Genomic DNA, 23,193 nt, shown 5'->3' with positions numbered 1-23,193 from the left:
AGCAGCTTAGAATGGCAGTTTCATGCCTGGTGGTAATTGCATACCGCCAGTGACATCAGCCATTTTAGACTTTTGATTTTCTTCGATACGGCGAGCGGCATCATTACAAGCTGCTGCAATTAAATCTTCTAACATTTCTTTGTCGTCTTCAAGCAGGCTTGGATCTATGTCCACTTTACGAACATTGTGCGAGCCCGTCATAGTGACTTTAACTAAACCAGCACCGGCTTCACCAGTAATTTCCATACGGGCGATTTCTTCTTGCATCTTCGCCATTTTGTCTTGCATCATTTGGGCCTGTTTCATCAGGTTACCCATGCCGCCTTTTCCAAACATAATACTTATCTCTTGTTATCAAAAAATGGGATTATCCCACCTAGGGGTTAATCTTACTGAAAACGTTCTATTTGGCAAACTGAGTTAGTGACTTTTGTCATGCTTTTGCCACTGGAGCGCTTAAAGATGGAATTTGCTGCGCGACCGCTGTCAATAATTCGCCAGGATAACTCAGAGAATCTTCATCTAAGCTTGCCGCTAACATGGTCTGCATCCATTGCACTTGCTCATCACTTAATAGCGCATCTCGCGCTTGGCCTAATAACTGCCGATGAAAGCGATGCCTTAATTCTCTGGGAGTTTCATGCCCAATATCAAGACCCACATCTATCACTAATTCAAGGCCAGCTGCCAGTATAGGTGCTAATGCATCTCTTAGTTGCTCGATGGCATTCGCCGCAGCTAAATGCTTTTGATCCGGTTTAAGGAGCAAAATCACTCTATCTTCAGACCACTGCTGGCAAATTGAATTGACCGCCAATTGCCGCACACGCCCGCCCACCTGAATATTCGACATCTGCTTATACCAATGCAAATCTAAAGCATCGCCGGTCGGCGCAAATGTAGAGCTTAACTGAGTGGTATTCGGTGCCACCTTAGGCGCAGGAGTCGTTGCCACGGTTGCTGAAGATGCGACAACAGTATTAGCACTGGCTAAGTGAACCTGAGATGGAGCACTCGCGGCAGTTTCATTAGCTGTTACTGGCGCGTCTTCCCATGGCGGACGGTTAGCCTCAACTTCTTGGGGCGTGAGTACACGAGCCGTAGTTGCCGCACTGTTGGTAATGGTATTGGTAACAGTGTTCGCCATTGGGCTTGCAATAGCTGGCGCATTGGTATTTGCCGCTTGAACCGCCTCGTCATCACTAACACTGCCAGCGTCAGGGATTTGCAAAGCCGCTTTGTTGCGACCAGCTAACAGCCCCGATGTTAACGCCGACTTACCTTCAGAGTTTTTTATATCACCTACCCTAGCCAAAGCACTAGTGTGCGGCTCAGAGTCCGTGGTCTGCGGGGCAATCGTTGATAACAATTCTGCTTGCGATTTAAGCACTTGATCCAAAATGTCATCTAATGGGTTAAAGCCTGCGCTCGGCTCAGTTAATTGTGCTGTTGGCTGCGATACTACTAGCTCAACACTTTGGCCATAACTTTCGAGCGCGTTATCAGCAGCAGGTTCAGTGAAACTCGCTTGATAATCATCAAACTGACTGGCGTCATTGCCATAGCCATTGAAAGATGAGTGATCTAAGGCATAACCATCGAGTCCATCATTGCCCATTTCTGGTAATGCTGGTTCATCTTGTGAAGGCGCAGCGTCACAATACGCTTGCTGCGCCGCACCCGATTGATGACCACCAGCGTCAATTTGATAACCATGGGATTGGGCTTGGCTAATGAGTAACGCTTGTTCCGCCAATAATGCTGCATCACCATTTAATTCATCATGCAGTTTATGGTTCTGGTCATGATTTTGGTCATAACCAATAGCCTGATGACTCACATCTAATGGCGCCGGTACGTTTGCTTGTGTATTTACTTGCGCAGAAACTTGCAACTGCGCCTCCGCAGGAGTTGAAGGCACAACTGAGGCTACAACAGGCTCAACAGCTACCAAGCTTACACTCGGCGCTGTTATTGCTGCTGCGGCTTGAGTAGCGACTGATACAGTTGACGACGCGCTAGTTGAATGAGCGGTTGCTGCGGGCTTTACCAGTGCTTGATGCAATTGCTGCGATAATTGACTAAACGCTCGCTTACCAGCGCCTGGTGTTTTATTTGCAGGCGCGGCGGATGAGCTTGCAATTGCCTGTCCACCACTTGGGTCGGGCTCAGGCTCAAACATCATGGCGCGCAGTAATGCCATTTCTAGCCCTGAGCGCGGGTCCGGCGCGAAAGGTAAATCTTTACGGCCTTGCAGCAACATTTGATAGTAGAGTTGCACTTGCTCTGGGCTAAGTAACTCAGTAAATGGCAATAAATCTTCACCCGTTAAACTTAACTGCGCGCACGCAGGCGCAAATTGACACAAGGCTATTTGGTGCAGTTGCTCTAACAGGCTGCGCAGTATTTCACCGGCGTCACCGCCATAACTTAATGCTTCGGCGGCTAAGGTTAATAAAGTGACTGAATCACCTGCAATCAGCGCGGCCAGCATAGCTTGAATATGCTGCGCATCTAATGTGCCAAGCATAGCTTGCACTTGCGCTTGTTCAACATGGCCAGCGCCATAAGCTATGGCCTGATCGGTAAGGCTTAAGGCATCACGCATACTGCCGTTGGCAGATTTGGCGATAAGGCGCAGCGCGCCATCATCAAACGGAATACTTTCAGCCGTTAATACATGCTGTAATTGCCCGAGAATATCATCTAACCCCAGACTTTTAAGGTTAAATTGCAGGCAGCGCGATAATACAGTCACAGGTAATTTCTGTGGATCTGTCGTTGCTAATAAAAATTTAACGTGCTCAGGCGGCTCTTCGAGAGTTTTTAATAAGGCATTGAAACTGCTGCGCGACAGCATATGCACTTCATCGATTAAGTAGACCTTAAAGCGGCCGCGACTTGGGCGATATTGCACGTTTTCGAGGAGTTCGCGAGTGTCATCGACTTTAGTGCGTGACGCAGCATCAACTTCAATTAAGTCAACAAAGCGCCCTTGGGCGATTTCGATACAACTGCTGCATTGTCCACAAGGAGTGGCTGTGATCCCAGTTTCGCAATTTAACCCTTTAGCAAACAGACGCGCTAAACTGGTTTTGCCAACACCGCGGGTGCCAGTAAATAGGTAAGCATGATGAAGACGTTGTTGCTGCAAAGCATTTGTCAGGGCTTGTAATGCGTGCGACTGACCAACCATTTGCTCGAAGGTGGCAGGGCGCCATTTTCTGGCTAACACCTGATAGGACATGAGACTCCCCAAATAATATGAGTTGGGAGCAAGCTCCGCTTTATTGCGAACGATATTGGCACCATATTATCTAAAGCTCAAGCTTATATATGGTGCCAATATCGGATGAAAAAGTTTGCTTGGTTATTCGCCGTCAAATTCACACAGTTTGAGAATATTCAAACCCAGCGCTGTTAAACGCGCTTCACCACCGAGTTCAGGTAATGAGATCACAAAAGCAGCTTCAGTCACTTCACCACCTAAACGACGGATCAGTTTAACTGTGGCTTCTATGGTACCGCCGGTTGCTAATAAATCATCAACCACTAACACTTTATCACCTGCAACAATCGCATCTTGATGAATTTCTAAAGTGTCATGACCGTATTCTAATTCGTAACTTTCGGCGATAGTTGCGCGAGGTAACTTGCCTGGTTTACGCACTGGCACAAAGCCAACATTAAGTTCAAGCGCTAACGGAGCACCAAACAAAAACCCGCGGGCTTCAGTACCTACTATCTTGGTAAAACCCATGTCTTTATAAGCTTCAACCATAATAGCTATAGTCGCCTTATAGGCCTTTGGGTCTTCCAATAAACTGGTGACGTCACGGAACATGATCCCAGCTTTTGGATAATCTGGAATTGTTTTAATGCTTTGCTTTATCATCGCCAGGCTTTCTGAATTCATTGCCATATTCGCTTACTTAGTCTGCCGGTTACACCGGTCTATACAACAAAAAAGTCCACACTATGGTGGACTGCTTTACTATCCGGCACAAGCTTATGCCGCTTTGCCACTCGTTGCAACTATGAGTGTGCTGATGTGTTCGAGTAATAGCCGCTTAGCGTCACAATTTAACGGTTTGCGTAAAAACAACGACAACAAGTTCATATCCATAGCCGCGGCGACATCACTTGTACTGCGGGTACTTAGCATAATGACGGGGATATGCGCTAAATCATGGCGGGTTTTCAACAAACCGGTCAAATGAGGGCCATCAATGACTGGCATAAAAAATCCAGTAATCACTAAATCATATTGGACATGGCCGACTTTCGATAAGGCCTGAATAGCATTGTCCACACAATCCACTTGACAACCTGAGTGCATTAATAACGTTTGTAGAGTTTCGCGACTGATCCTATTGTCATCGACGACAAGTATTCTAAATGTCATAGTTACACCTTGTATTCTCGATGACGCGGATTTTAAGCTAGTTGCCGTCAAATTTCATGACGAACGTCACAGAACGTGCGGTAACGCACGTGATTAAGTGTAAACAAATTTATACATCTATAGATTCACTTAAGGTCGGGATACGCCAAATGAATAACATTAGCGAACAAAAACAACATATTAAAAGAACTTTAACCCATAGCAAAGGAACAAAGTAAATGCTGATCATAAAACTTAAAGCACTCATCATTATCGCCTTACGCTTTAAGTTTGGACGCATGGCTTTATGTTGCTCCCAATTTTGCAGACCATCAGCAAACCATGGGTGACGGTGCAACCAATCGTGCAATCTTTGATTCGAGCGAGCAAAGCAATAGGCTGATAACAGAATAAAGGGAACTGTGGGCAATACAGGTAAAAATACACCAGCAAAACCAAGAACTAAGCTTAGCAAGCCGATAAAAAGCAATAATCCACGCTTAAAAATCATGAGTCGTCCAGCACAGGCCAGAGCGGTATCTGGCCAACCTAATATAGTTAGGATTAATAATAAGGAATAATGCCGGCCACTTTAAGCCAAGACAAGGTCGCAGGCAAGGTAGGCAGTAATAGCAATAATACAAACACCAGCAGATAAAGCGCGTTAAATGGATCTTTGAATTCCGATTGCATTGTTAACATCCTCTGTTGTAGACCCCATTATTATGCGTACAAATAAAGCGTGACCACAATCACATTGTTGCAGATATTTAGTTAACTGCATGAGTTTTACGCAAAATCCCCATAGCAGCGATAGGGGTTAATAACGCCGTTAAGCCTGAATAGATGATATCACTCGCTATATTGGGATAAAGAGCAGTGATTGCTGCGGACAACTCGCGCAAATCATAGCTATGTTGTTTTAATAAAAATAAGGCCTGCGCCGCTAACGGCGTCAGTTGCAAAAACTGCACTTCGTCATCAATATCGCGATAAATGCAAAAATTATGGGCAGGCGTTGACACCGCTTGGGGTAAAAAATCTGGGCTAATTTTGTGCACTGGATATTGATAACTCACCACCGCAGTAAAGCCTGCGAGCATCATGGGATACTGAGCTAATTCATCAGCCTGCAATACATTTTGACTATCTTCATTGCTAGCGACTGCAACCACTAATTCTTGCCACTCATAATGGGCAAGTTCTAATTCAAACGGAAAACGTAAATATTTGGCATCTTGCTGTTGCAAAAAATGCATAAATTCACCGGCGATATCTACAAATATGGGGCTTTGGCAGTCATGGGTTTGAAAGAACTTATCCACTACCCTGCCCCAATCATTCGGGCCATATAAGCTTTTTAATACCGGAAAAGCATTGGAAACAAAGCCATAAATATTGTTATAAAACAAATCGCGGTATACCTGCATGTGGCGCGCATCAGTGCCCACAGGCAAAGGCTCCAGCGGATTTTTTATATAATCAATAAAGGTTTGCTGAATGTGTTTAAATGCCATTACGCTGACCTTCTGTGACTCAAGGCTTGTTGCTGTAAAAATTTGATATGTTCAATTTCCGCCACTAATTCACATGTGGCAGGTAAATTAAAATCGCGCTCTAACAAGGTCGGAAATACGCCATGTATGGCATAACACTGCGCCAATAATTGCCATACGGGCGCATTAATATCGGCGCCATGGGTATCAATAATGAGATCTGCATCTTGCCGATAATGGCCTGCCACATGTAAGTAGCGAATGCGTGAGGTGGGCATAGCCGCCAAAAATGCTTGCGCGTTATAGCCATGATTAGTGGCATTCACATAGATGTTATTAACATCCAACAGTAAACCGCAGTCGGCCTCTTCTAACACCTGGCATACAAACTCTTGCTCAGTCATTTGCGCGCCTGGTGCTGCGTAAAAAGACACATTTTCTAAGATTAAGGGCCGCTCCAACACATCTTCAATAAGCTTCACCCGCTGCGCCACATGAGTTACCGCTTCACTGGTAAATGGAATTGGCATTAAGTCATAAAGATGACCCGCTCCGCTACAGTAACTTAAGTGCTCGGAATAACACTCGATGTTATGCAGGTCTAAAAACGCCTTCACCCCTTTAACAAATTCAATATCAACAGGGCTAGGTCCGCCGACGGATAAAGATAAACCGTGGCAAAAAAAACGATGACGTTCAGTGAGCGCTCGAAACTGCTTGCCAAATTTGCCCCCGAGCGTCATCCAGTTTTCTGGTGCTACCTCAAGGAAATCGATGGCGCTGGGTAATGACAGGCAAAACTCAGTTAGCATCTCCCGCCTTAAGCCTAATCCTGCGCATGCTGATGTCATCAATTATCCTTATCACTTATTAATCGAACCAAGACAGTTTGTCCGGGCCGTTTTAACTGGCTACATTGCTTTTTTTGAGCCTCTTTAACGCAATAAAAGAGGCTCAGTTTTGTGGATTAACGATTGCTGCCGCAGCTGCCTTCTTTCGCTTTTTTGTCACCGCCGCACTTACCTTCACCACATTTACCTTCTTTGGCTTTTTTATCGCCGGCACTAGTAGCCTCACTCGCCTTCATTGCGGCCGCTTTAGCTTCGCCACATTTGCCCTCTCCGCACTTACCTTCGCCAGATTTCATGCCAGCGGCTTTACCTTCTCCGCATTTGCCTTCTTTAGCTTTTTTACCTTCGCCGCATTTGCCTTCACCGCATTTACCTTCTTCACCCACTAACTGATAACCCGCTTCCATTTGCTCGAAACCAAACAAGGCTTGCGCTTCTACAGTGTGGCTCACTGCGCCAGACATAATCACTGCACCTAAGGCCACGGCTACGGCTGTCTTGTTAACTGAATTCATAAAATTTCCCTCGTAATTGATGAAAGGCATTCATTAGCACTGTTTGCTATGAACTTAGCTAGTAGACCCACAGCGGCTAAAAAAAATTTCGACCGTTAATCAATTGTCGCGAATTTCGCCGAGTTACCGCCACAGTTGTTATCGCATAGTTACAAAATAAAGCAAGGCTATGCCAATGATTTCCCTTGAGGTAAAATGCGCGCCCATCGTTATCATTCGCAGACATTTATGAAAACACGAGTTATTCTGGCACCTATGGAAGGTGTAGTAGACGCACTCATGCGCGACATACTTTCCAGCATTAATCCCTTTGATTTAATGGTGACAGAGTTTATTCGTGTCACAGACCAAATTTTACCGGATAAGGTTTTTTATCGGCTCTGCCCTGAGCTTAAAAATGATGGTTTCACCCCATCTGGCACCCCAGTTCGAGTGCAGTTATTAGGGCAGCATCCTGAGTATGTTGCTGAAAATGCAGTAAAAGCGGTAGAGCTTGGCTCCCATGGCGTCGATATCAACTTTGGCTGTCCGGCGAAAATGGTCAATAAAAGCAATGGCGGCGCGGTATTACTGCAATATCCTGAGCAGCTCTATGCCATTGTTAAAGCCATGCGCGATGCTGTGCCTCCAGAGCATATGGTGACAGCAAAAATCCGTTTGGGGTTTAACGATCGCAGTTTATACATGGAAAATGCATTAGCCATTGCGGAAGCTGGCGCCAATGAGCTTGCGGTACATGCCCGCAGTAAAGTGGATGGCTATAAGCCGCCTGCTTATTGGGAATACATTACTGATTTGCGCCAAGCCTTAGCAATTCCTGTGATAGCCAATGGCGAAATTTGGTCTGCCGATGATGCCAAGCGCTGCCAAGCCATTACTGGGTGTGAAAGCGTGATGATTGGACGCGGCGCCATTTCGCTCCCCAATTTAGCCGCCTGTATTAAAAATGGTGATACCCCATTTACCTGGGAGCAAACCTTAGATTTGATGCTGGCGTATTCAGAACGTGAGCTTAATGGTCGTAAGAGTTGTTATTATCCATCTCGAATTAAGCAGTGGTTTTCGTATTTGAATCGCCAATATCCACAGGCCGATACGTTATTTAGGCAGTTACGCTCTCATAAAGAAACCGCCCCGATTGTCGCCAGTCTACAGGCGGCAAAAGCCGAGCTCAGCTTGCAGCAATAATCGAGTGTTTCACTGTATTCACTTTATGCGTATGTTTGATGAATTAGCTTAGCCATAAAAAAAGCGCCCGTAGGCGCTTTTTTAGTGAATCATTAAAATTACATTTTTAGACTAACTTGCAGGTAAAAATAACGACCTAAAGTATCATAGGTATATGGATCGGTATTTGAATCATTGTTACCCGTGTAATAAGGTGGTGCCTTATCAAACAAGTTGTTCACGCCACCTGATACTTTCCAACCATGTGGTAAGAAGTAACTTGCCGAAATATCATGGTACATCACAGAACCTGTAGTAGGCGCAACACATTTAGTGGCATCAGCAACACACGCATAACTGTCCATGCCATCGATATAGCGTGCTTCATAATTTGCAGTCCATTCGTCAGATTGGACGCCTAAACTAAAGTTACTCTTATATTTAGCAAAACCGCCGTTACCAGCAGTAATAAAACCCGCGTAGTCAATTGCTTGATCCAGAATAATCGACTCGTTTTCGAGTAAAATTGTGGTGTCTAAGCCTGTGCGCCAATCTAAGCCTAAAGCTTCGAAGGTATAGGCTAAGTTAATATCCACACCTGAGGTATTTTCTGCACCAATGTTTTGTAACTGGTTATTGAAAATAATCCGATTTCCAGGTCCCATCTTAATATCTGCCGACTTACATAATGCGGTTGCACCATTAATTGGGTTACCTTGAGCATCCATACACTGATCAACAATATATTGTGAATCAACTAAGGCAATAGAGTTAGTCACTTTAATATTGTAATAATCGGCGGTCATAGAAAAACCATCAAACCAACCGGGTGAATATACAAAACCAGCAGTCAGGATATCGGCCTCTTCTGGTGTCAGATTCGGATTACCACCACGCGTTACCTCCGCTTGCTCTTGACCAACGGGATGCTCCACTTTGTCGAAGGATGGAGATTCACCACCATAAAGTTCATCAACAGAGGGGGCTCTGAAGGCTGTAGAAGCCACGCCACGTAACATCAAGTCATCCACTAAGCGCCAGGTTAATCCTAACTTCCAAGTGCTATCCATACCAAAGGTACTGTATTCAAAAGCACGAACCGCTGCACTTAAATCAACTTGCTGAGCAAATGGTAAATCACTTAACAACGGAATAGCTAACTCAAGATAGGCTTCATTCACATCGTATTCACCACTAGTAGGCTCCACCTTAGGATCGTTAGCCAAACCTTGTGAGGTTAAAGAGTCTGGAATAAACCACGCACTTTCTTTTCGGTGCTCAATACCTGCCGCAAAGCCTAAATAACCCGCTGGTAGCTCCATGAGCTCGCCATCAATGTTAGCCGAGACAATAAACATCTCGCTACCACCAGAGTTAAGCTCTGTATAGATACTTCCACCTAGACTCTCCCTACTCCAAGAGTTTTGATCCAATGGATTAAAGGTGCCGTTTTCAATACCTTCATTAATGCTACCCATATTAACCAGATTGGCTAAGCGATCGACTGAGTCATTTCGACCATAGTTAACCGAAGCATCCCAATTCCAGCCATTATTCAGTTCACCATCAAGACCTAATACAACCCTTGCAGTATCAACAACCTGGCTAAATTCACGGTTACCGATATCCGTCATGCGGCGACCATAATCAAGTGAATCGCCATACTTGTACCCATGAGCTAATAGGCTATTACCCATAGCTTCTTTATATTCAAAGGTATCTGTCCAAATTGGCTGAGGTGCCATTTGTTGCGATGACCAACGTTTAGTAAACATGCCTTCAGCAAATAACTTAGTGTCGTCCGTCAGTTGATAGTTAGCTAAAGCAGTTAGATTTAAGCGCTGCATAGGGGTATATAGGTAACTGGTACTTGAATAATTGTAACGGTCGGCATCAGCAAACTCATGCCAACTGCCATCAGCACCGCCTTGCAGTTCATCGCGTCCATCTGGTCCCCAAATATGACCATAAGCACTATAAGCACTACCACCACAAAAGGTTTCTCTACCACCGCCAGCAGCATTTCGCTCTAATATTGGACACTCAGAAAATCCACGGTCGGACATAGAAGCACTACCGCGATCCATATATTGCATGCCCATGACCACATTTCCACGGTCAAAGTTTGCGCCTAACGTAATATCAAAGCTCATTTCCTCGGCATCACCTTGGCCTGAAATGCCGTTTTGCAGGTTCATTTCGAAACCTTCAAAATCATCAACCAAAATGATATTGACGACACCGGCAACGGCATCGGAACCATAGATAGCTGATGCGCCATCTTTAAGTACTTCAACGCGTTTAATCATAGAGACAGGAATGGTATTCAAATCAACTGTTGAAGCAGCACCTGTACCTGAGTTAACCATACGGCGACTATTGACTAACACTAAGGTTCGCTGTGAACCTAAGCCTCTGAGGTTGATGCTAGCATTACCGTTAGAGCCATTATTAACACCAGGATTAGTCATAGCTCCGCCAGTGGCGGTCATTTTTTGTAAAACTTCATCAATAGATGTTGCACCACTAGCTTTAATCGTTGCTGCATCAATGGTTGTGACTGGACTTGCGGTTTCCATATCGGCACGTTGAATACGAGAGCCAGTCACTTCAATGCGTTCTACTTTTTCAGCATCGGTTGCAGTTGCAGCATAACTCACGCCAGTAAACACTGTGCTCGTTGACGCTAACACTAATAATGAGCGGCGTACTGCTTTAGCCGTTAAATTCATTGCTACCATATATCCCTCCAATATTTGACCAGAACAAGTCAAATGCTGCTTTGTTTTTATATTTATGTGTATGACAATTAAATTGCTGAGTGAATAATGTTAAACAATTTGAGCGCAGTCAATCATGTTTTGTGATATTTATCATGTTTTTTTACATGGCGAATTTTAATTAACAAAAAAAGTAAGACTAAAAACACAAAACACTAAAAATCAAGCAGTTACATATTTTTATTGATTTAACATATTTTACATTATTTACACTTGCGCAACATATGCTACAATTAATTCACCCCGCACTTAAGTAACATTTGTTATTCAGCGGCATTAACTTGCCGCATTAACGCATAAAAAATGTATGGTCCGTCTCGTTATTGCAAATGATATTTTCGATAACGAGGTTGGTTTGCGCTAATGTATTCGGAGTCTTCATTAGGTGCTACCACCCGCTCCACGATGAGTTCCGCGCTAGATTGTCCTCAAAAAGCCCAAAGCATACTGCGTTGCTGTTTTTTATGTCAGGTCTTCAATCTAGTGGTCTGACCGTTCTGCCATCTTTTTTATCATCTGCAAACTCGGCTTAAACTCTTACTTCAAATGCTTGCTTGGTCGATAACACTGACCACGCTATCCGCACTAACTTATTCGCCAAAGCGACAACCGCTACGTTAAATGGCTTTCTGGCTCTTAACTCCAAAATCCATTCACCAAAAACAGCGACTGCAACCTCTGGCCTTGATAAAATCGACCGTGCACCATGGATGAATAACGTCCTCAACGCTTTGTTGCCGCGCTTACTTATCCCCAAAAGCGTGGTTTTGCCGCCAGTTGAGTATTGATGTGGGACAAGCCCTATCCAGGCGGCTAACTGTCGTCCATTTTTAAAGTGACCCACATCGGAGATATCCGCTAAACACTGACTCGCGGTTAAATTTCCCACACCTGGGATAGATTTAAGCAGTTGAGCATCTTCATTTTGCTCGACAAGCTGTTTCAGCTTGTTATCTTGACCTGCAATACGCTCATTAAGCTGTAAATAGTATTCGTGATGCTCAATCAACTCCTGCATTAACATCTGAGGAATAGATTCTTTACTATAAGCAAGCCATTGAAATAGGCTCTTCATCTTGCTATGCCCTTTAGGGAAGCTCATACCAAATTCAAGCAAGATAGCTCCAATACGGGACATGCACGCGGTACGCTCTTTTACGTAACTAGAACGAATACGTTGGATCACTGAGATAACCTGAGCAGTTTCAGTTTTAACACCAACAAAGCGCATCGATGGGCGTGTTGATGCTTCCGCTATTGCATCAGCATCGATGTAATCATTTTTATTAGTTTTAACGTAAGGTTTAACGTACTGCGGAGGAATGAGTTTAACTTCGTGCCCAAAAGACTGGCACTTTCGAGCGAGCCAATGTGAGCCACCACATGACTCCATGGCTATGATTGTTGCGGGTGTTTGAGCTAAAAACTCAATAAGTTTTGCGCGAGATAAATGCTTTCGAAATTGCTCTCGACCGCTATAGTCATGAGCAACAAGATGAAAAGAAGATTTGCCTAAATCGATCCCAATTACTTTAATAGTAGACATGATGGTTCGCCTCTTTGTTTGCCTAACCCTAAGCTTAGCTTAGGGGTGAGGCGGACCATCTAATTAAGACCAGCTATTGACTTAATGCCGTTCACTTAGTGTGAACGGCATTTTTCTTAGGCTTAATGGGATACTTGTTTTTACTCATTTTTAACGCACGTGGATAGGCCCTATCCCGTTTCCCATCAAGCTTGAACTGTCTCGCATTACGCACTATGTCCAAGACATCTCTCGGGACATTCCCTCGCGTTTGAGATGACAGCTGAGTCAGTTTTAAAATGATATAACTCGACGCATCTCTAAAGCTCAATTGGTTCGGATGTAACGACGGTAAGCTTTTAGCCATCAACACCATCTTGTATCTGATGAGGTTATAGGCCAACAGTACCCCCCACAATTCTTGGATAACCAGCTCTGGCAATTGACTGCGTAACGTAAAGCGACTCTCCAGCAGATGCTGCTTCATCTCCCGATAGCCCACTTCTATCTCCCATCGATGGGCATATAAATCCACTATCTCGGCCCCCGGATAACGCAAGGGGTCAGTTAATGAGGTCAAAATTGAAACCAACTTACCTTTTACCGTCTTCGTCAGTAAGCGAGCTTCAATATTGTCAGGCAGCATAGGCCACTTCTTTCTGGCTTGAGGTGTGGTGGTTAACTGCACCAGTTGGTCGTGTTTTCCTAAAGAGCGTACCACTTCATATTGTGTCCCTTTCTTCAACGGCAGCAGCCAGTGGCTGTTAGGTTGAGCCTGTTGCCAGGCGTGCAAAAGCCCCAACGAATAGAAGCCTCTGTCAAACAGCGTCAGGCTGTTATTGGGTATGCTGGATATCAGTTCGGCGGCTAAATTCATTTCACTGACAGCAACAGAATCAAAGGCGCTGTTCAATACCAAGTGACTGCTTAATTCCATCATGCAAACCATACGAATTTGAGGATAGGCAGCATCACCAGCAGCATTGGCGGTTTTGGCAAAGGCCTGGTTGTTTTGCTCACTATCAGGTGTTCGCCACACGACACCATCGACACCGTAGAGGTTGAGTCCACACCAATGAGGATGCTCTGCTCTCTCATGCCAAGTCTTGGCGCTTCGCTTAAACACATCCTGAACAACGTCAGAGCCCAGGCGCTTGCGCGCTTGCGTGACAGCGCTGCGAGCCACGTAATCCACCTCTTGAGGTAAGACGATATCAAGCTTATTGATGAGAGAGCGGACGGACTCGCCTCTGAACAGAGCCATACCAATCACCGCCCAAATCATGGCATCCATAGGTAACTTACGTCGCCGTAAACTGGCAACACCATGTGAATCAAGGCACGACTGAATTAAATCTGGCTCAAGCACATCGGCCAGACAGGTGAATTCGGTATGGCGATTGATATGAGTACGCGCCAAAGCTTCTGAAAGTTGCATAAAAAAATCCGATGACATGGGGTCATCGGATTTTGATCCTTTCAGTGAGATCGTCAAGCGATCTGTCTTAACTGATCGGCATTAAGCTATTGACTGGTCTTTTTTTATACGCTTACTTTACATGATATGAATATTAAAACTTCTGGTTGTAACGCAGATAATATTCACGCCCTATGGGGTCATATAAGCTAGTGCTGTAATAAGGGAAACCAACTTCATAATTAAATGGCGGCTCTTCATCAAGTAAATTACGAATACCAAGATTGACTTTAGCATTCCATGGTAAATAGTAACCTACTTGCGTATCGACTATCCATTGACCGTCCGTCTTGCCATATTCAGCATCTTCTTGCTCTGCGGTATAACGGGCAAACAAAGATGCTTCCCACTCATTATGTGACCAGGTAGAGCTAAGATTTATCCTAAATTGCGGTTGATCTGTTTCACCCACGATATCTTCCATTGGCGAATTTGGGCCATCCTTAGCTTCCCAGCTCAAGACATAATTGGTCTCAGCGCCAAAGTTAAAGTCACCCACTTGGGTTGGCAATAAGTAACGGACGTTGAAATCAATGCCGCGGGTTTTTAACTCACCCAAATTCAGTTTTTGCAATAAGAGATGGTTAACGTCGCCATTATTCTCGCGGAACAGCATTCCTGAAACATCATAGCCATCGCGCTCTAAGTTAAATACATCTTGTGATGACAAGGTGCTGATAACATTATCTATTTGGATATCATAATAAGAGAGTTCAACATCTAACTCATCAGTGATATTCCACACCATTCCCATAGACAAAGAGGTTGACTCTTCAGGCTCTAAGTCTTCGTTGCCCTGATAAAATGCCTTGTATTGCTTCTTATCACAGGTTGAAGAGCCTGCGCATGATGCCCAATCTGAAGCCCATAGGAAGGTTTCCGACTGACCTGTGTACAAATCATCAAAGGTTGGCGCTCTAAAGCCTGTGCCATAAGAGGCGCGCAGTAATAACGAGTCAAATGGGCGATAGCTAATACCAGCTTTCGGATTGAAAGTACTACCAAAATCGCTGTAGTCATCAAAACGAGCCGACAATTCCACGTCTAAATTATCCAATACCGGAATAATGGTTTCTGCCGATAATGACCATACTTCACGACTCTTACCTGTGATAATGTCGCCACCTGAGCTGCCGACAATATTGCCTTGGTTAGATGCTAAGTCATAAATTTTTTCATATTCGGTACGGTTCCACTCAAAGCCTAAGGCTAATGGAATGGTGCCATTGGGAATATCAAACAGATCTATGCTAAAGCCGCCATCGACACCATAGGTTTGCACCCGGCCGTTAAATAACGCGGTATGGCCTGCGGCCTGAATCGCCTCTTCATTATGACCTTCAACATAACCGCTACCCGCGGCAAAGTAATCAAGCTTACCGTTATCTAATAACTCTTGAATAACAGTGGCGTTAGCCGCGCCTGATTGCACAGAACTTACATCGGATCGGATCCACTGCGCGCCCAAACCCCAAGTCATGCCGCCTAACACATCTGAATAACCATCGAGTGCGGTTAAGAAGTTAATATCTGAGTCTTGAACCTTAGTGATCCTTGGCCCAAGCGGCGTGGTTCGCATTTTAAGCGCGATATCAACATAGCGACCAGCAGCCACTTCATCCTTTAACCATTGGCTGCCATATTTATCAACCGTTGCCAGATAGATGTCTGAGTTTTCACTCGTATGTTTAAGTACTGGGTTATTACTGTTTGGCGCGCCGGCATACTGACCTTCAGTCCACACCCGAGTCATCATCAGACGGTTAGTCCAGTTGATGTCAGCGGTGAGCTCATGATCCACTTTAAAGAAAGTCGAGAAACGTTCTTGCGCAGCCATAGTGGCAGAGTCTTGCGCGGCGTTGTATGCGCAAATTTTATTGCCTTTATTATCTGTGATTAAGCTTGAATTTTCTGAGCCATCACAGCGCGCATCAGCAAAGGAAACCGTTTCATACACAGGCTTACCATTTGCATCAAGTACTGGTTTTCCTTCCTTATCAACTTTCGGCTTACTACCATCAGTGTAAGAACCTGTGCCAGGCCAGCCCCAAGAACTATCTAAGTGACTACTAAAATCTCTGTCTCTGTCATACAAGGGAGAGCGATTAAAGTATTCTACTGAAGCGACCATATTGGTTTTGTCACCTGACACACCAAAGGTCATACGTAGGTTACTGTTTTCCGCACCGCCGTGCTCAGTAATGCCTTGTTCAGCATCCACTTCCACGCCTTGGTATTCTTTTTTGGTGATAATGTTAATTACGCCTGCTACAGCATCAGAGCCATAAACCGCAGAAGCACCATCACGCAGTACTTCAATGCGTTCCACCGCAGCCATAGGCACAACGTTAAGATTTTGAGTACCACCGCCAAATGCCACCGATGACCCCATGCGGCGACCATCAATCAACAGCAAGGTACGCTGCGGGCCAAGACCACGCATACTCACAGTTGATTGCGATGATTGACCGGCACCAAATCCTGACGCATCACGAAATGAACCAAAACTGTTCTGTGATAAATTACGTACAAAATCAGACACAGTCGCCACACCTGAAGCATCAATTTCAGCCTTGCTGATCACGGTCACAGGTGATGAGGTTTCCATATCAGTACGTTGAATGCGTGAACCAGTGACTTCAATGCGTTCAAGATTATTTTCATTTTGCTCAGTTTCAGCCTGGGCGATATTGGCCACAGATGATGAAACTAAAGCAAACAAACTAAGACGTACTGCCTTAGATACAGCTGTTTGCGTTGACATATTTTCATTCCCTCAACATTCGGCAGTAGGAGGATTTACCGAAACTTATTATTTTAATAACCATGCCTTCCGATAAAAATACTTATCAATAACAAGCAACAGGTCAACATTAAATATTGTTAACTAAAATAGTCACTTTTTTAAGCTTGGTTAAATTTGATGAGATAAATGAATTGACTAATTATTATTAGCATAAGGAACAACCAGTAGTAGCAGGCTTGATTAGCAAATACCAATTAACACAAGCGCATAACAATTAACATTTAACAACAAAAAATCGAACGGCACGAAATTGTCAAATCCGTGATGAATATCACACCGCAAATATCATTTAACTCGCAACTATAAGGGATTAATGACTGAGTAAACTGACAATAAATTAAGCTTTATGGCCATTCACATGTTAACGAGTCATTTATCAACATCAAGGATTGGCACATTCTGGTCGACAACCAAAAAAGTGCTATAAACCAGAGCCAATAGAGACTTGCAAACGTAAAATATTCAATAACATCTCACTAACGCTAACTTTTATGCAAAAAAAAGCCCTCAGTTGAGTAATGCCGTTCACTTAGTGTGAACGGCATTTTTCTTAGGCTTAATGGGATACTTGTTTTTACTCATTTTTAACGCACGTGGATAGGCCCTATCCCGTTTCCCATCAAGCTTGAACTGTCTCGCATTACGCACTATGTCCAAGACATCTCTCGGGACATTCCCTCGCGTTTGAGATGACAGCTGAGTCAGTTTTAAAATGATATAACTCGACGCATCTCTAAAGCTCAATTGGTTCGGATGTAACGACGGTAAGCTTTTAGCCATCAACACCATCTTGTATCTGATGAGGTTATAGGCCAACAGTACCCCCCACAATTCTTGGATAACCAGCTCTGGCAATTGACTGCGTAACGTAAAGCGACTCTCCAGCAGATGCTGCTTCATCTCCCGATAGCCCACTTCTATCTCCCATCGATGGGCATATAAATCCACTATCTCGGCCCCCGGATAACGCAAGGGGTCAGTTAATGAGGTCAAAATTGAAACCAACTTACCTTTTACCGTCTTCGTCAGTAAGCGAGCTTCAATATTGTCAGGCAGCATAGGCCACTTCTTTCTGGCTTGAGGTGTGGTGGTTAACTGCACCAGTTGGTCGTGTTTTCCTAAAGAGCGTACCACTTCATATTGTGTCCCTTTCTTCAACGGCAGCAGCCAGTGGCTGTTAGGTTGAGCCTGTTGCCAGGCGTGCAAAAGCCCCAACGAATAGAAGCCTCTGTCAAACAGCGTCAGGCTGTTATTGGGTATGCTGGATATCAGTTCGGCGGCTAAATTCATTTCACTGACAGCAACAGAATCAAAGGCGCTGTTCAATACCAAGTGACTGCTTAATTCCATCATGCAAACCATACGAATTTGAGGATAGGCAGCATCACCAGCAGCATTGGCGGTTTTGGCAAAGGCCTGGTTGTTTTGCTCACTATCAGGTGTTCGCCACACGACACCATCGACACCGTAGAGGTTGAGTCCACACCAATGAGGATGCTCTGCTCTCTCATGCCAAGTCTTGGCGCTTCGCTTAAACACATCCTGAACAACGTCAGAGCCCAGGCGCTTGCGCGCTTGCGTGACAGCGCTGCGAGCCACGTAATCCACCTCTTGAGGTAAGACGATATCAAGCTTATTGATGAGAGAGCGGACGGACTCGCCTCTGAACAGAGCCATACCAATCACCGCCCAAATCATGGCATCCATAGGTAACTTACGTCGCCGTAAACTGGCAACACCATGTGAATCAAGGCACGACTGAATTAAATCTGGCTCAAGCACATCGGCCAGACAGGTGAATTCGGTATGGCGATTGATATGAGTACGCGCCAAAGCTTCTGAAAGTTGCATAAAAAAATCCGATGACATGGGGTCATCGGATTTTGATCCTTTCAGTGAGATCGTCAAGCGATCTGTCTTAACTGATCGGCATTACTCAGTTGAGGGCTTTTTTATCGTTTAAACATTAGATGGCATAATCTAGCGTTAAATAATAGAACCTACCTATATTATCGTAGCCGCCTTGGCCACTGCCGTTACCAGTAGCCATAATCGGCAAATCTCTATCGAATAAATTATCAACACCTAAACCAATAGATAAGCCATTATTCAACTCATAAGAACCAAAAATATCTGTGGTCGCGTATGAACCATATTCCATAATATTGGAATAAGGCTTATCGTAATTAGCGCTAAATTGGTCGGTATATAAACTTACCCTATCGATATAAGTCGTTTTCCAATTTAAGGTTAACGCATCTATATTGTAGGCAAACCTAAGTTGCCCTTGCCATTTAGCATCGCCAATTACGCCAGCATATTCTTCATATTCGCTGACATTATCTTGGAATGGATAACTCTTACTCTCGATTAAATAAGTCGCCAGTAAGTTGGTTTTAAAGTCACCGCCTGCCAATGGGAAATCATATCCTAACTGGAAATCCACCCCAGAGGTTTCTGACTTGGCTATATTTTGCACTACCTGTAAAATGTTTGTGATTTGATGATTATTCTTATCGCGGGTGATCAAGCTGCAATATTGATTATCGACTCCCGTCGCTGAATCCACGCACTTATCTATAATATCTTGCGCGCTAATTGAGCTAATAGCATCGGTAATTTCAATCTGCCAATAATCCACCATAAAGACTAAGTTTTCGACATAGCTTGGCTCAAACACAAAGCCTGCGGTAAATGACTTAGACTCTTCAGGCTTTAAGTTTTCATTACCGCCAGATAACCCTTCGAGGGTCTTATCATCATAGGGATCATCAAAGCCAGTGGGTACACCAAGGGCTGCACAATTAGCACTGCGAATAGCGCGCTGCTCTGGAGTTAAACTGGTCATTTCACTGGCTTTACAGCTATCGTTCACCCTAAAGAAGTTCTGCGACTGCGCGGAATAAAGCTCACCAATATTAGGTGCCCGCATCGCGGTAGCAATGGTCGAGCGCACTCGCAAATCACTATATAGCGCCCAATCAAGCCCAAGCTTCCAACTGGTAGCATCACCCACAGATGAATAATCAGCATAACGCACCGCCGCATCCATATTCAGCTGTTCGATTAACGGCAAATCGGCGAGCAGTGGAATAGAGACTTCAGCAAAAATTTCTTTAACGTTAAATTTACCACCTTCACTTTGCAAAGCATTGAAGAAGGTATTGCCTGCGGCGGCAAATGGGTCTTCATCGGAAGTACTTTCTTCGCGGCGATATTCAACCCCTGTCGCAACCCCGACATAACCCGCGGGTAACTCAAATAAACTCGAGTTAGCGATGGATGCACCAGTCACAAACTGCTTGATAGTAGAGCTACCGCGAGTAGTAGTACTGATATAATCACGCGCTTCATCACTTAAATTACCATGACCAAAGATATTTGCGGGCACGCAGCCATTGGCTCTAGCTTCTAAGTCACGGCACACAATTTGACCAGTAGTGGGGTCTTTAATGGCATCGATGGCATAGTTAAAGTTATCGTAGATCAGGTTGTTAAGGTTAGTTCTGTCATGCTTGGTTTGGCCATAAACCACATAAGAGTCCATGTCCCAACCGCTAAATACTTCACCTTGAATACCCATCACATAACGCTGGGTGGTGCGTTCATCTTCTTCGGTGCGCGGCCCCAAATCACTCATAAACCGGTTAACCATGATACTGTCAAGGCCTGCAGTATCCATCAAGGCGCCAAGTTCATTGCTGATGAAAGCATTATCTCTTTCAATGGTGGTTTTAGGGTTAAAGAAAAAGAAGGCTGGCTGACCTGCCGTGGTCGCATTAGTTTGCGAATACTTAGCTTCCAAGTAACCGTTGAGCGAATCGGTAAGATCGTAATTCACTTTGAAGTTCACTGTGGTGCGATCAAATTCCGGTTGTAGTTCTTCCCACTGGCGTAAATTGATGTAGTCGCAATCACCAGCGCAATAGGCGCCATCAAATTTATCGCCACGGTCAACTTCACGCACACTGCCATCTGGGTCAAAGGTGTAATATTTGCCGCCTATGTTGGTAGTGCCGCCATTACTGATCCGATAATGACCAGCATTAGGTAAAAACTCATTGACAGTATTGCCAGATTTATCGGCAAACCTTGCCCAAGAGACTGCGGTCTGATCGCGTTCCATCATATCGAGGCGCGCTTGCTGCGCGTATTCCACCGAAATAGCGGCATTACCACGGTCATTATCAAAGTTACTACCGTAACTAAGTGATGCGCGCTGATTGTTATAACCGCTGTCTTCAGCCCAACCACTGCTGACATTAGCGTTAAAGCCTTCAATACTCTTTTTGAGCTTAAAGTTAACCACGCCAGTCACGGCATCGGCACCATAAATCGCCGATGCACCGCCGGTAATAATCTCAACGCTTTCAACCCAAGCGGTAGGAATAGTATTAATATCCATAGCCGCAGAGCCAGGAACAGCCGCCACATGGCGCTTACCATCCACCAGTACCAAGGTTCGATTCGAACCCATACCGCGTAAATCTAAACGATTCAGACCCGCAGTACCAATGGAAGTACCTGAATTACCGAGTGAATATGTGTCCGCCAGTTGCGGTAATTCATTCAGTGCATCGGCAATGTTAACTGCACCCGTATTGAGCAGCTCTTTACCAGTAATCACAGTCACAGGTGTTGGAGCTATCGCGCCTTCCCTAACAATTCGTGAGCCTGTGACTTCAATCCGTTCAACTTCGTTGGTTTCTGTCGCAAATGCGGGAATAGAGCTAACCCCCATAGCAAACAGGCTGATACCAACAGCGTTAGCCACTGCAGTTTGCATTGTCATATGCCTCATCCTTTCATTCATTGTTGTTATCATGGTTACAAAACAAGAGTAACCACCCCAAAAACAAACTAACTCGCAACAAAAACAACATCAACACAACCATTTGTTGCTAAAATGTTGGTTTTAGGCGATTTTGAATTTCAGGAGATTTAGAAAATAATGAAACTGGAAATAAAGCGGTTAAAAATCAGGCGATTAACTTGAGTGACAAATAACACGCAATCAGTGGGATCGAAACAAGCTGATAACAATAAAAGTTTCAGTCACTGCTCGTTTTTTTCAATAAACTTGACAGTGATCACATTACAGCCACAAAAAAGGAGCCTAAGCTCCTTTATCATTAACGACTAAAATAATCACTTTGCAATCAAATATTAACGAGTGCGAGGGCACAACTCATCAACACTGAAGAAGTAAGCAATTTCGCGCTCGGCAGAACCTAATGCATCAGAACCATGAACAGCGTTTTCATCAATACTGCTAGCAAAATCGCTACGGATAGTGCCACGGGCGGCATCAGCAGGATTGGTTGCGCCCATGATTTCACGGTTAGCTAACACGGCATTTTCGCCTTCTAAGGCTTGCACCATGATTGGGCCTGAGGTCATAAAGGCCACTAAGGCGCCAAAGAATGGACGTGCGCTATGTTCAGCGTAAAAACCTTCAGCTTGCTCCTTAGTTAAGTGCACCATTTTTGAAGCAACAATTTTAAGACCCGCTGATTCAAAACGGCTGTAGATAGCACCAATATGGTTGTTGGCTACGGCATCAGGCTTGATAATTGAAAAAGTGCGTTCGATCGCCATTATTATGTATTCCTTTCAGTAGGGATTATCAATTTGCGCGAATTATACGAGATTAACGTATTGAATCCTATCTTTATAACAACGAATTCGTGACAAAGCTCACCAAGAGCGATTACCTAACACGCGCAACCGCTCAAACTTGAGATAAGACTGAATTAGTCTTGACTGATAATCTAATTGATGGGTGCTCACAACTCAGAACTTACGGGTAAAAAAAAACCCCGCCGAAACGAGGATTATAGAGTGAAGGCAGATTAACCTTCGCTAACCATGTTAATGGTATATTTAGGGATATCAATAATCATATCGCAATCAACCACTTTAGCCTGACACGAAAGACGGCTTTCAGGCTCTAAGCCCCAAGCTTTATCTAACATATCATCTTCCAGTTCATCGCTTGGCTCTAATTCATCAAAGCCTTCGCGCACTATCACATGACAAGTGGTGCATGCACAGGATTTCTCGCAGGCATGCTCAATCAAAATGCCATTGCGCAGGGCAACATCCAGAATCGACTCACCGACTTCTGCTTCAACTACCGCACCTTGCGGACACAATTCTTCATGAGGAAGAAAAACTAACTGTGGCATAGCT

18 protein-coding genes are annotated in these 23,193 nt (G+C 44.5%); 1 reads left to right on the top strand and 17 read right to left on the bottom strand.

Annotated elements, in window-relative coordinates; all coding sequences use genetic code 11:
• Nucleotides 1-6 precede the first annotated feature (6 nt).
• From FJQ87_RS08495 to FJQ87_RS08460, 9 genes are all read right to left on the bottom strand, one after another.
• On the bottom strand, nt 7-336 hold the full coding sequence (locus FJQ87_RS08495) for a YbaB/EbfC family nucleoid-associated protein (protein WP_140932266.1): 330 nt from the start codon (nt 334-336) through the stop codon (nt 7-9).
• A 97-nt stretch (nt 337-433) separates the two neighbouring features.
• Complete coding sequence (gene dnaX, locus FJQ87_RS08490) at nt 434-3,247, bottom strand: DNA polymerase III subunit gamma/tau (protein WP_240778875.1); 2,814 nt, start codon at nt 3,245-3,247, stop codon at nt 434-436.
• A 123-nt stretch (nt 3,248-3,370) separates the two neighbouring features.
• On the bottom strand, nt 3,371-3,922 hold the full coding sequence (gene apt / locus FJQ87_RS08485) for an adenine phosphoribosyltransferase (protein WP_140932265.1): 552 nt from the start codon (nt 3,920-3,922) through the stop codon (nt 3,371-3,373).
• 87 nt (nt 3,923-4,009) lie between these two features.
• Complete coding sequence (locus FJQ87_RS08480) at nt 4,010-4,405, bottom strand: response regulator (RefSeq protein ID WP_140932264.1); 396 nt, start codon at nt 4,403-4,405, stop codon at nt 4,010-4,012.
• Nucleotides 4,406-4,514: 109 nt separating this feature from the next.
• The gene (locus FJQ87_RS08475; RefSeq protein ID WP_140932263.1) at nt 4,515-4,895 is read right to left on the bottom strand and encodes a YbaN family protein; all 381 of its coding nucleotides are present in this window, start codon (nt 4,893-4,895) and stop codon (nt 4,515-4,517) included.
• A gap of 53 nt (nt 4,896-4,948) precedes the next feature.
• Nucleotides 4,949-5,077, bottom strand: coding sequence for a hypothetical protein (locus FJQ87_RS18945; RefSeq protein ID WP_256260894.1), 129 nt, complete (start codon nt 5,075-5,077; stop codon nt 4,949-4,951).
• A gap of 77 nt (nt 5,078-5,154) precedes the next feature.
• Entirely contained in the window at nt 5,155-5,901 is a 747-nt protein-coding gene (locus tag FJQ87_RS08470; protein WP_140932262.1) for a putative DNA-binding domain-containing protein, read from the bottom strand.
• On the bottom strand, nt 5,901-6,731 hold the full coding sequence (locus FJQ87_RS08465) for a DUF692 domain-containing protein (protein ID WP_140932261.1): 831 nt from the start codon (nt 6,729-6,731) through the stop codon (nt 5,901-5,903). The genes FJQ87_RS08470 and FJQ87_RS08465 overlap by 1 nt, the downstream gene beginning before the upstream one ends.
• A 116-nt stretch (nt 6,732-6,847) precedes the next feature.
• On the bottom strand, nt 6,848-7,246 hold the full coding sequence (locus FJQ87_RS08460; protein ID WP_140932260.1) for a hypothetical protein: 399 nt from the start codon (nt 7,244-7,246) through the stop codon (nt 6,848-6,850).
• 228 nt (nt 7,247-7,474) lie between these two features.
• Between FJQ87_RS08460 and FJQ87_RS08455 the strand changes: the two genes are divergently transcribed.
• Nucleotides 7,475-8,434, top strand: a complete 960-nt coding sequence (locus FJQ87_RS08455; RefSeq protein ID WP_140932259.1) for a tRNA-dihydrouridine synthase — start codon at nt 7,475-7,477, stop codon at nt 8,432-8,434.
• A gap of 98 nt (nt 8,435-8,532) precedes the next feature.
• On the opposite strand, the gene FJQ87_RS08450 is transcribed toward FJQ87_RS08455, so the two are convergent.
• From FJQ87_RS08450 to fdx, 8 genes are all read right to left on the bottom strand, one after another.
• Nucleotides 8,533-11,154, bottom strand: coding sequence for a TonB-dependent receptor (locus FJQ87_RS08450; protein ID WP_140932258.1), 2,622 nt, complete (start codon nt 11,152-11,154; stop codon nt 8,533-8,535).
• A 568-nt stretch (nt 11,155-11,722) separates the two neighbouring features.
• A complete protein-coding gene (locus FJQ87_RS08445; protein WP_140932166.1) occupies nt 11,723-12,739 on the bottom strand; it encodes an IS110 family transposase in 1,017 nt (338 codons plus the stop codon).
• Between the two features lie 91 nt (nt 12,740-12,830).
• Nucleotides 12,831-14,156 carry an IS4 family transposase gene (locus FJQ87_RS08440; protein ID WP_140934043.1) on the bottom strand — a complete coding sequence of 442 codons (1,326 nt, stop codon included), beginning with the start codon at nt 14,154-14,156 and terminating at the stop codon, nt 12,831-12,833.
• 133 nt (nt 14,157-14,289) lie between these two features.
• Nucleotides 14,290-16,959 carry a TonB-dependent receptor gene (locus FJQ87_RS08435; RefSeq protein ID WP_140932257.1) on the bottom strand — a complete coding sequence of 890 codons (2,670 nt, stop codon included), beginning with the start codon at nt 16,957-16,959 and terminating at the stop codon, nt 14,290-14,292.
• Nucleotides 16,960-17,526: 567 nt separating this feature from the next.
• Nucleotides 17,527-18,852: an IS4 family transposase gene (locus tag FJQ87_RS08430; protein ID WP_140934043.1), complete on the bottom strand. Its 1,326-nt coding sequence runs from the start codon at nt 18,850-18,852 to the stop codon at nt 17,527-17,529.
• Nucleotides 18,853-18,967: 115 nt separating this feature from the next.
• Nucleotides 18,968-21,793, bottom strand: coding sequence for a TonB-dependent receptor (locus FJQ87_RS08425; protein WP_240778873.1), 2,826 nt, complete (start codon nt 21,791-21,793; stop codon nt 18,968-18,970).
• Between the two features lie 374 nt (nt 21,794-22,167).
• Nucleotides 22,168-22,599, bottom strand: a complete 432-nt coding sequence (ndk, locus tag FJQ87_RS08420) for a nucleoside-diphosphate kinase (RefSeq protein WP_140932256.1) — start codon at nt 22,597-22,599, stop codon at nt 22,168-22,170.
• A 254-nt stretch (nt 22,600-22,853) separates the two neighbouring features.
• On the bottom strand, nt 22,854-23,189 hold the full coding sequence (fdx, locus tag FJQ87_RS08415) for an ISC system 2Fe-2S type ferredoxin (RefSeq protein WP_140932255.1): 336 nt from the start codon (nt 23,187-23,189) through the stop codon (nt 22,854-22,856).
• Nucleotides 23,190-23,193 lie beyond the last annotated feature (4 nt).

Origin of the sequence: Shewanella sp. SNU WT4 (assembly GCF_006494715.1) — a bacterium.
Taxonomy (GTDB): Bacteria; Pseudomonadota; Gammaproteobacteria; order Enterobacterales; family Shewanellaceae; genus Shewanella.
Note: the sequence above shows the minus strand (reverse complement) of the source record. Positions and strands in the feature narration are given on the sequence as shown.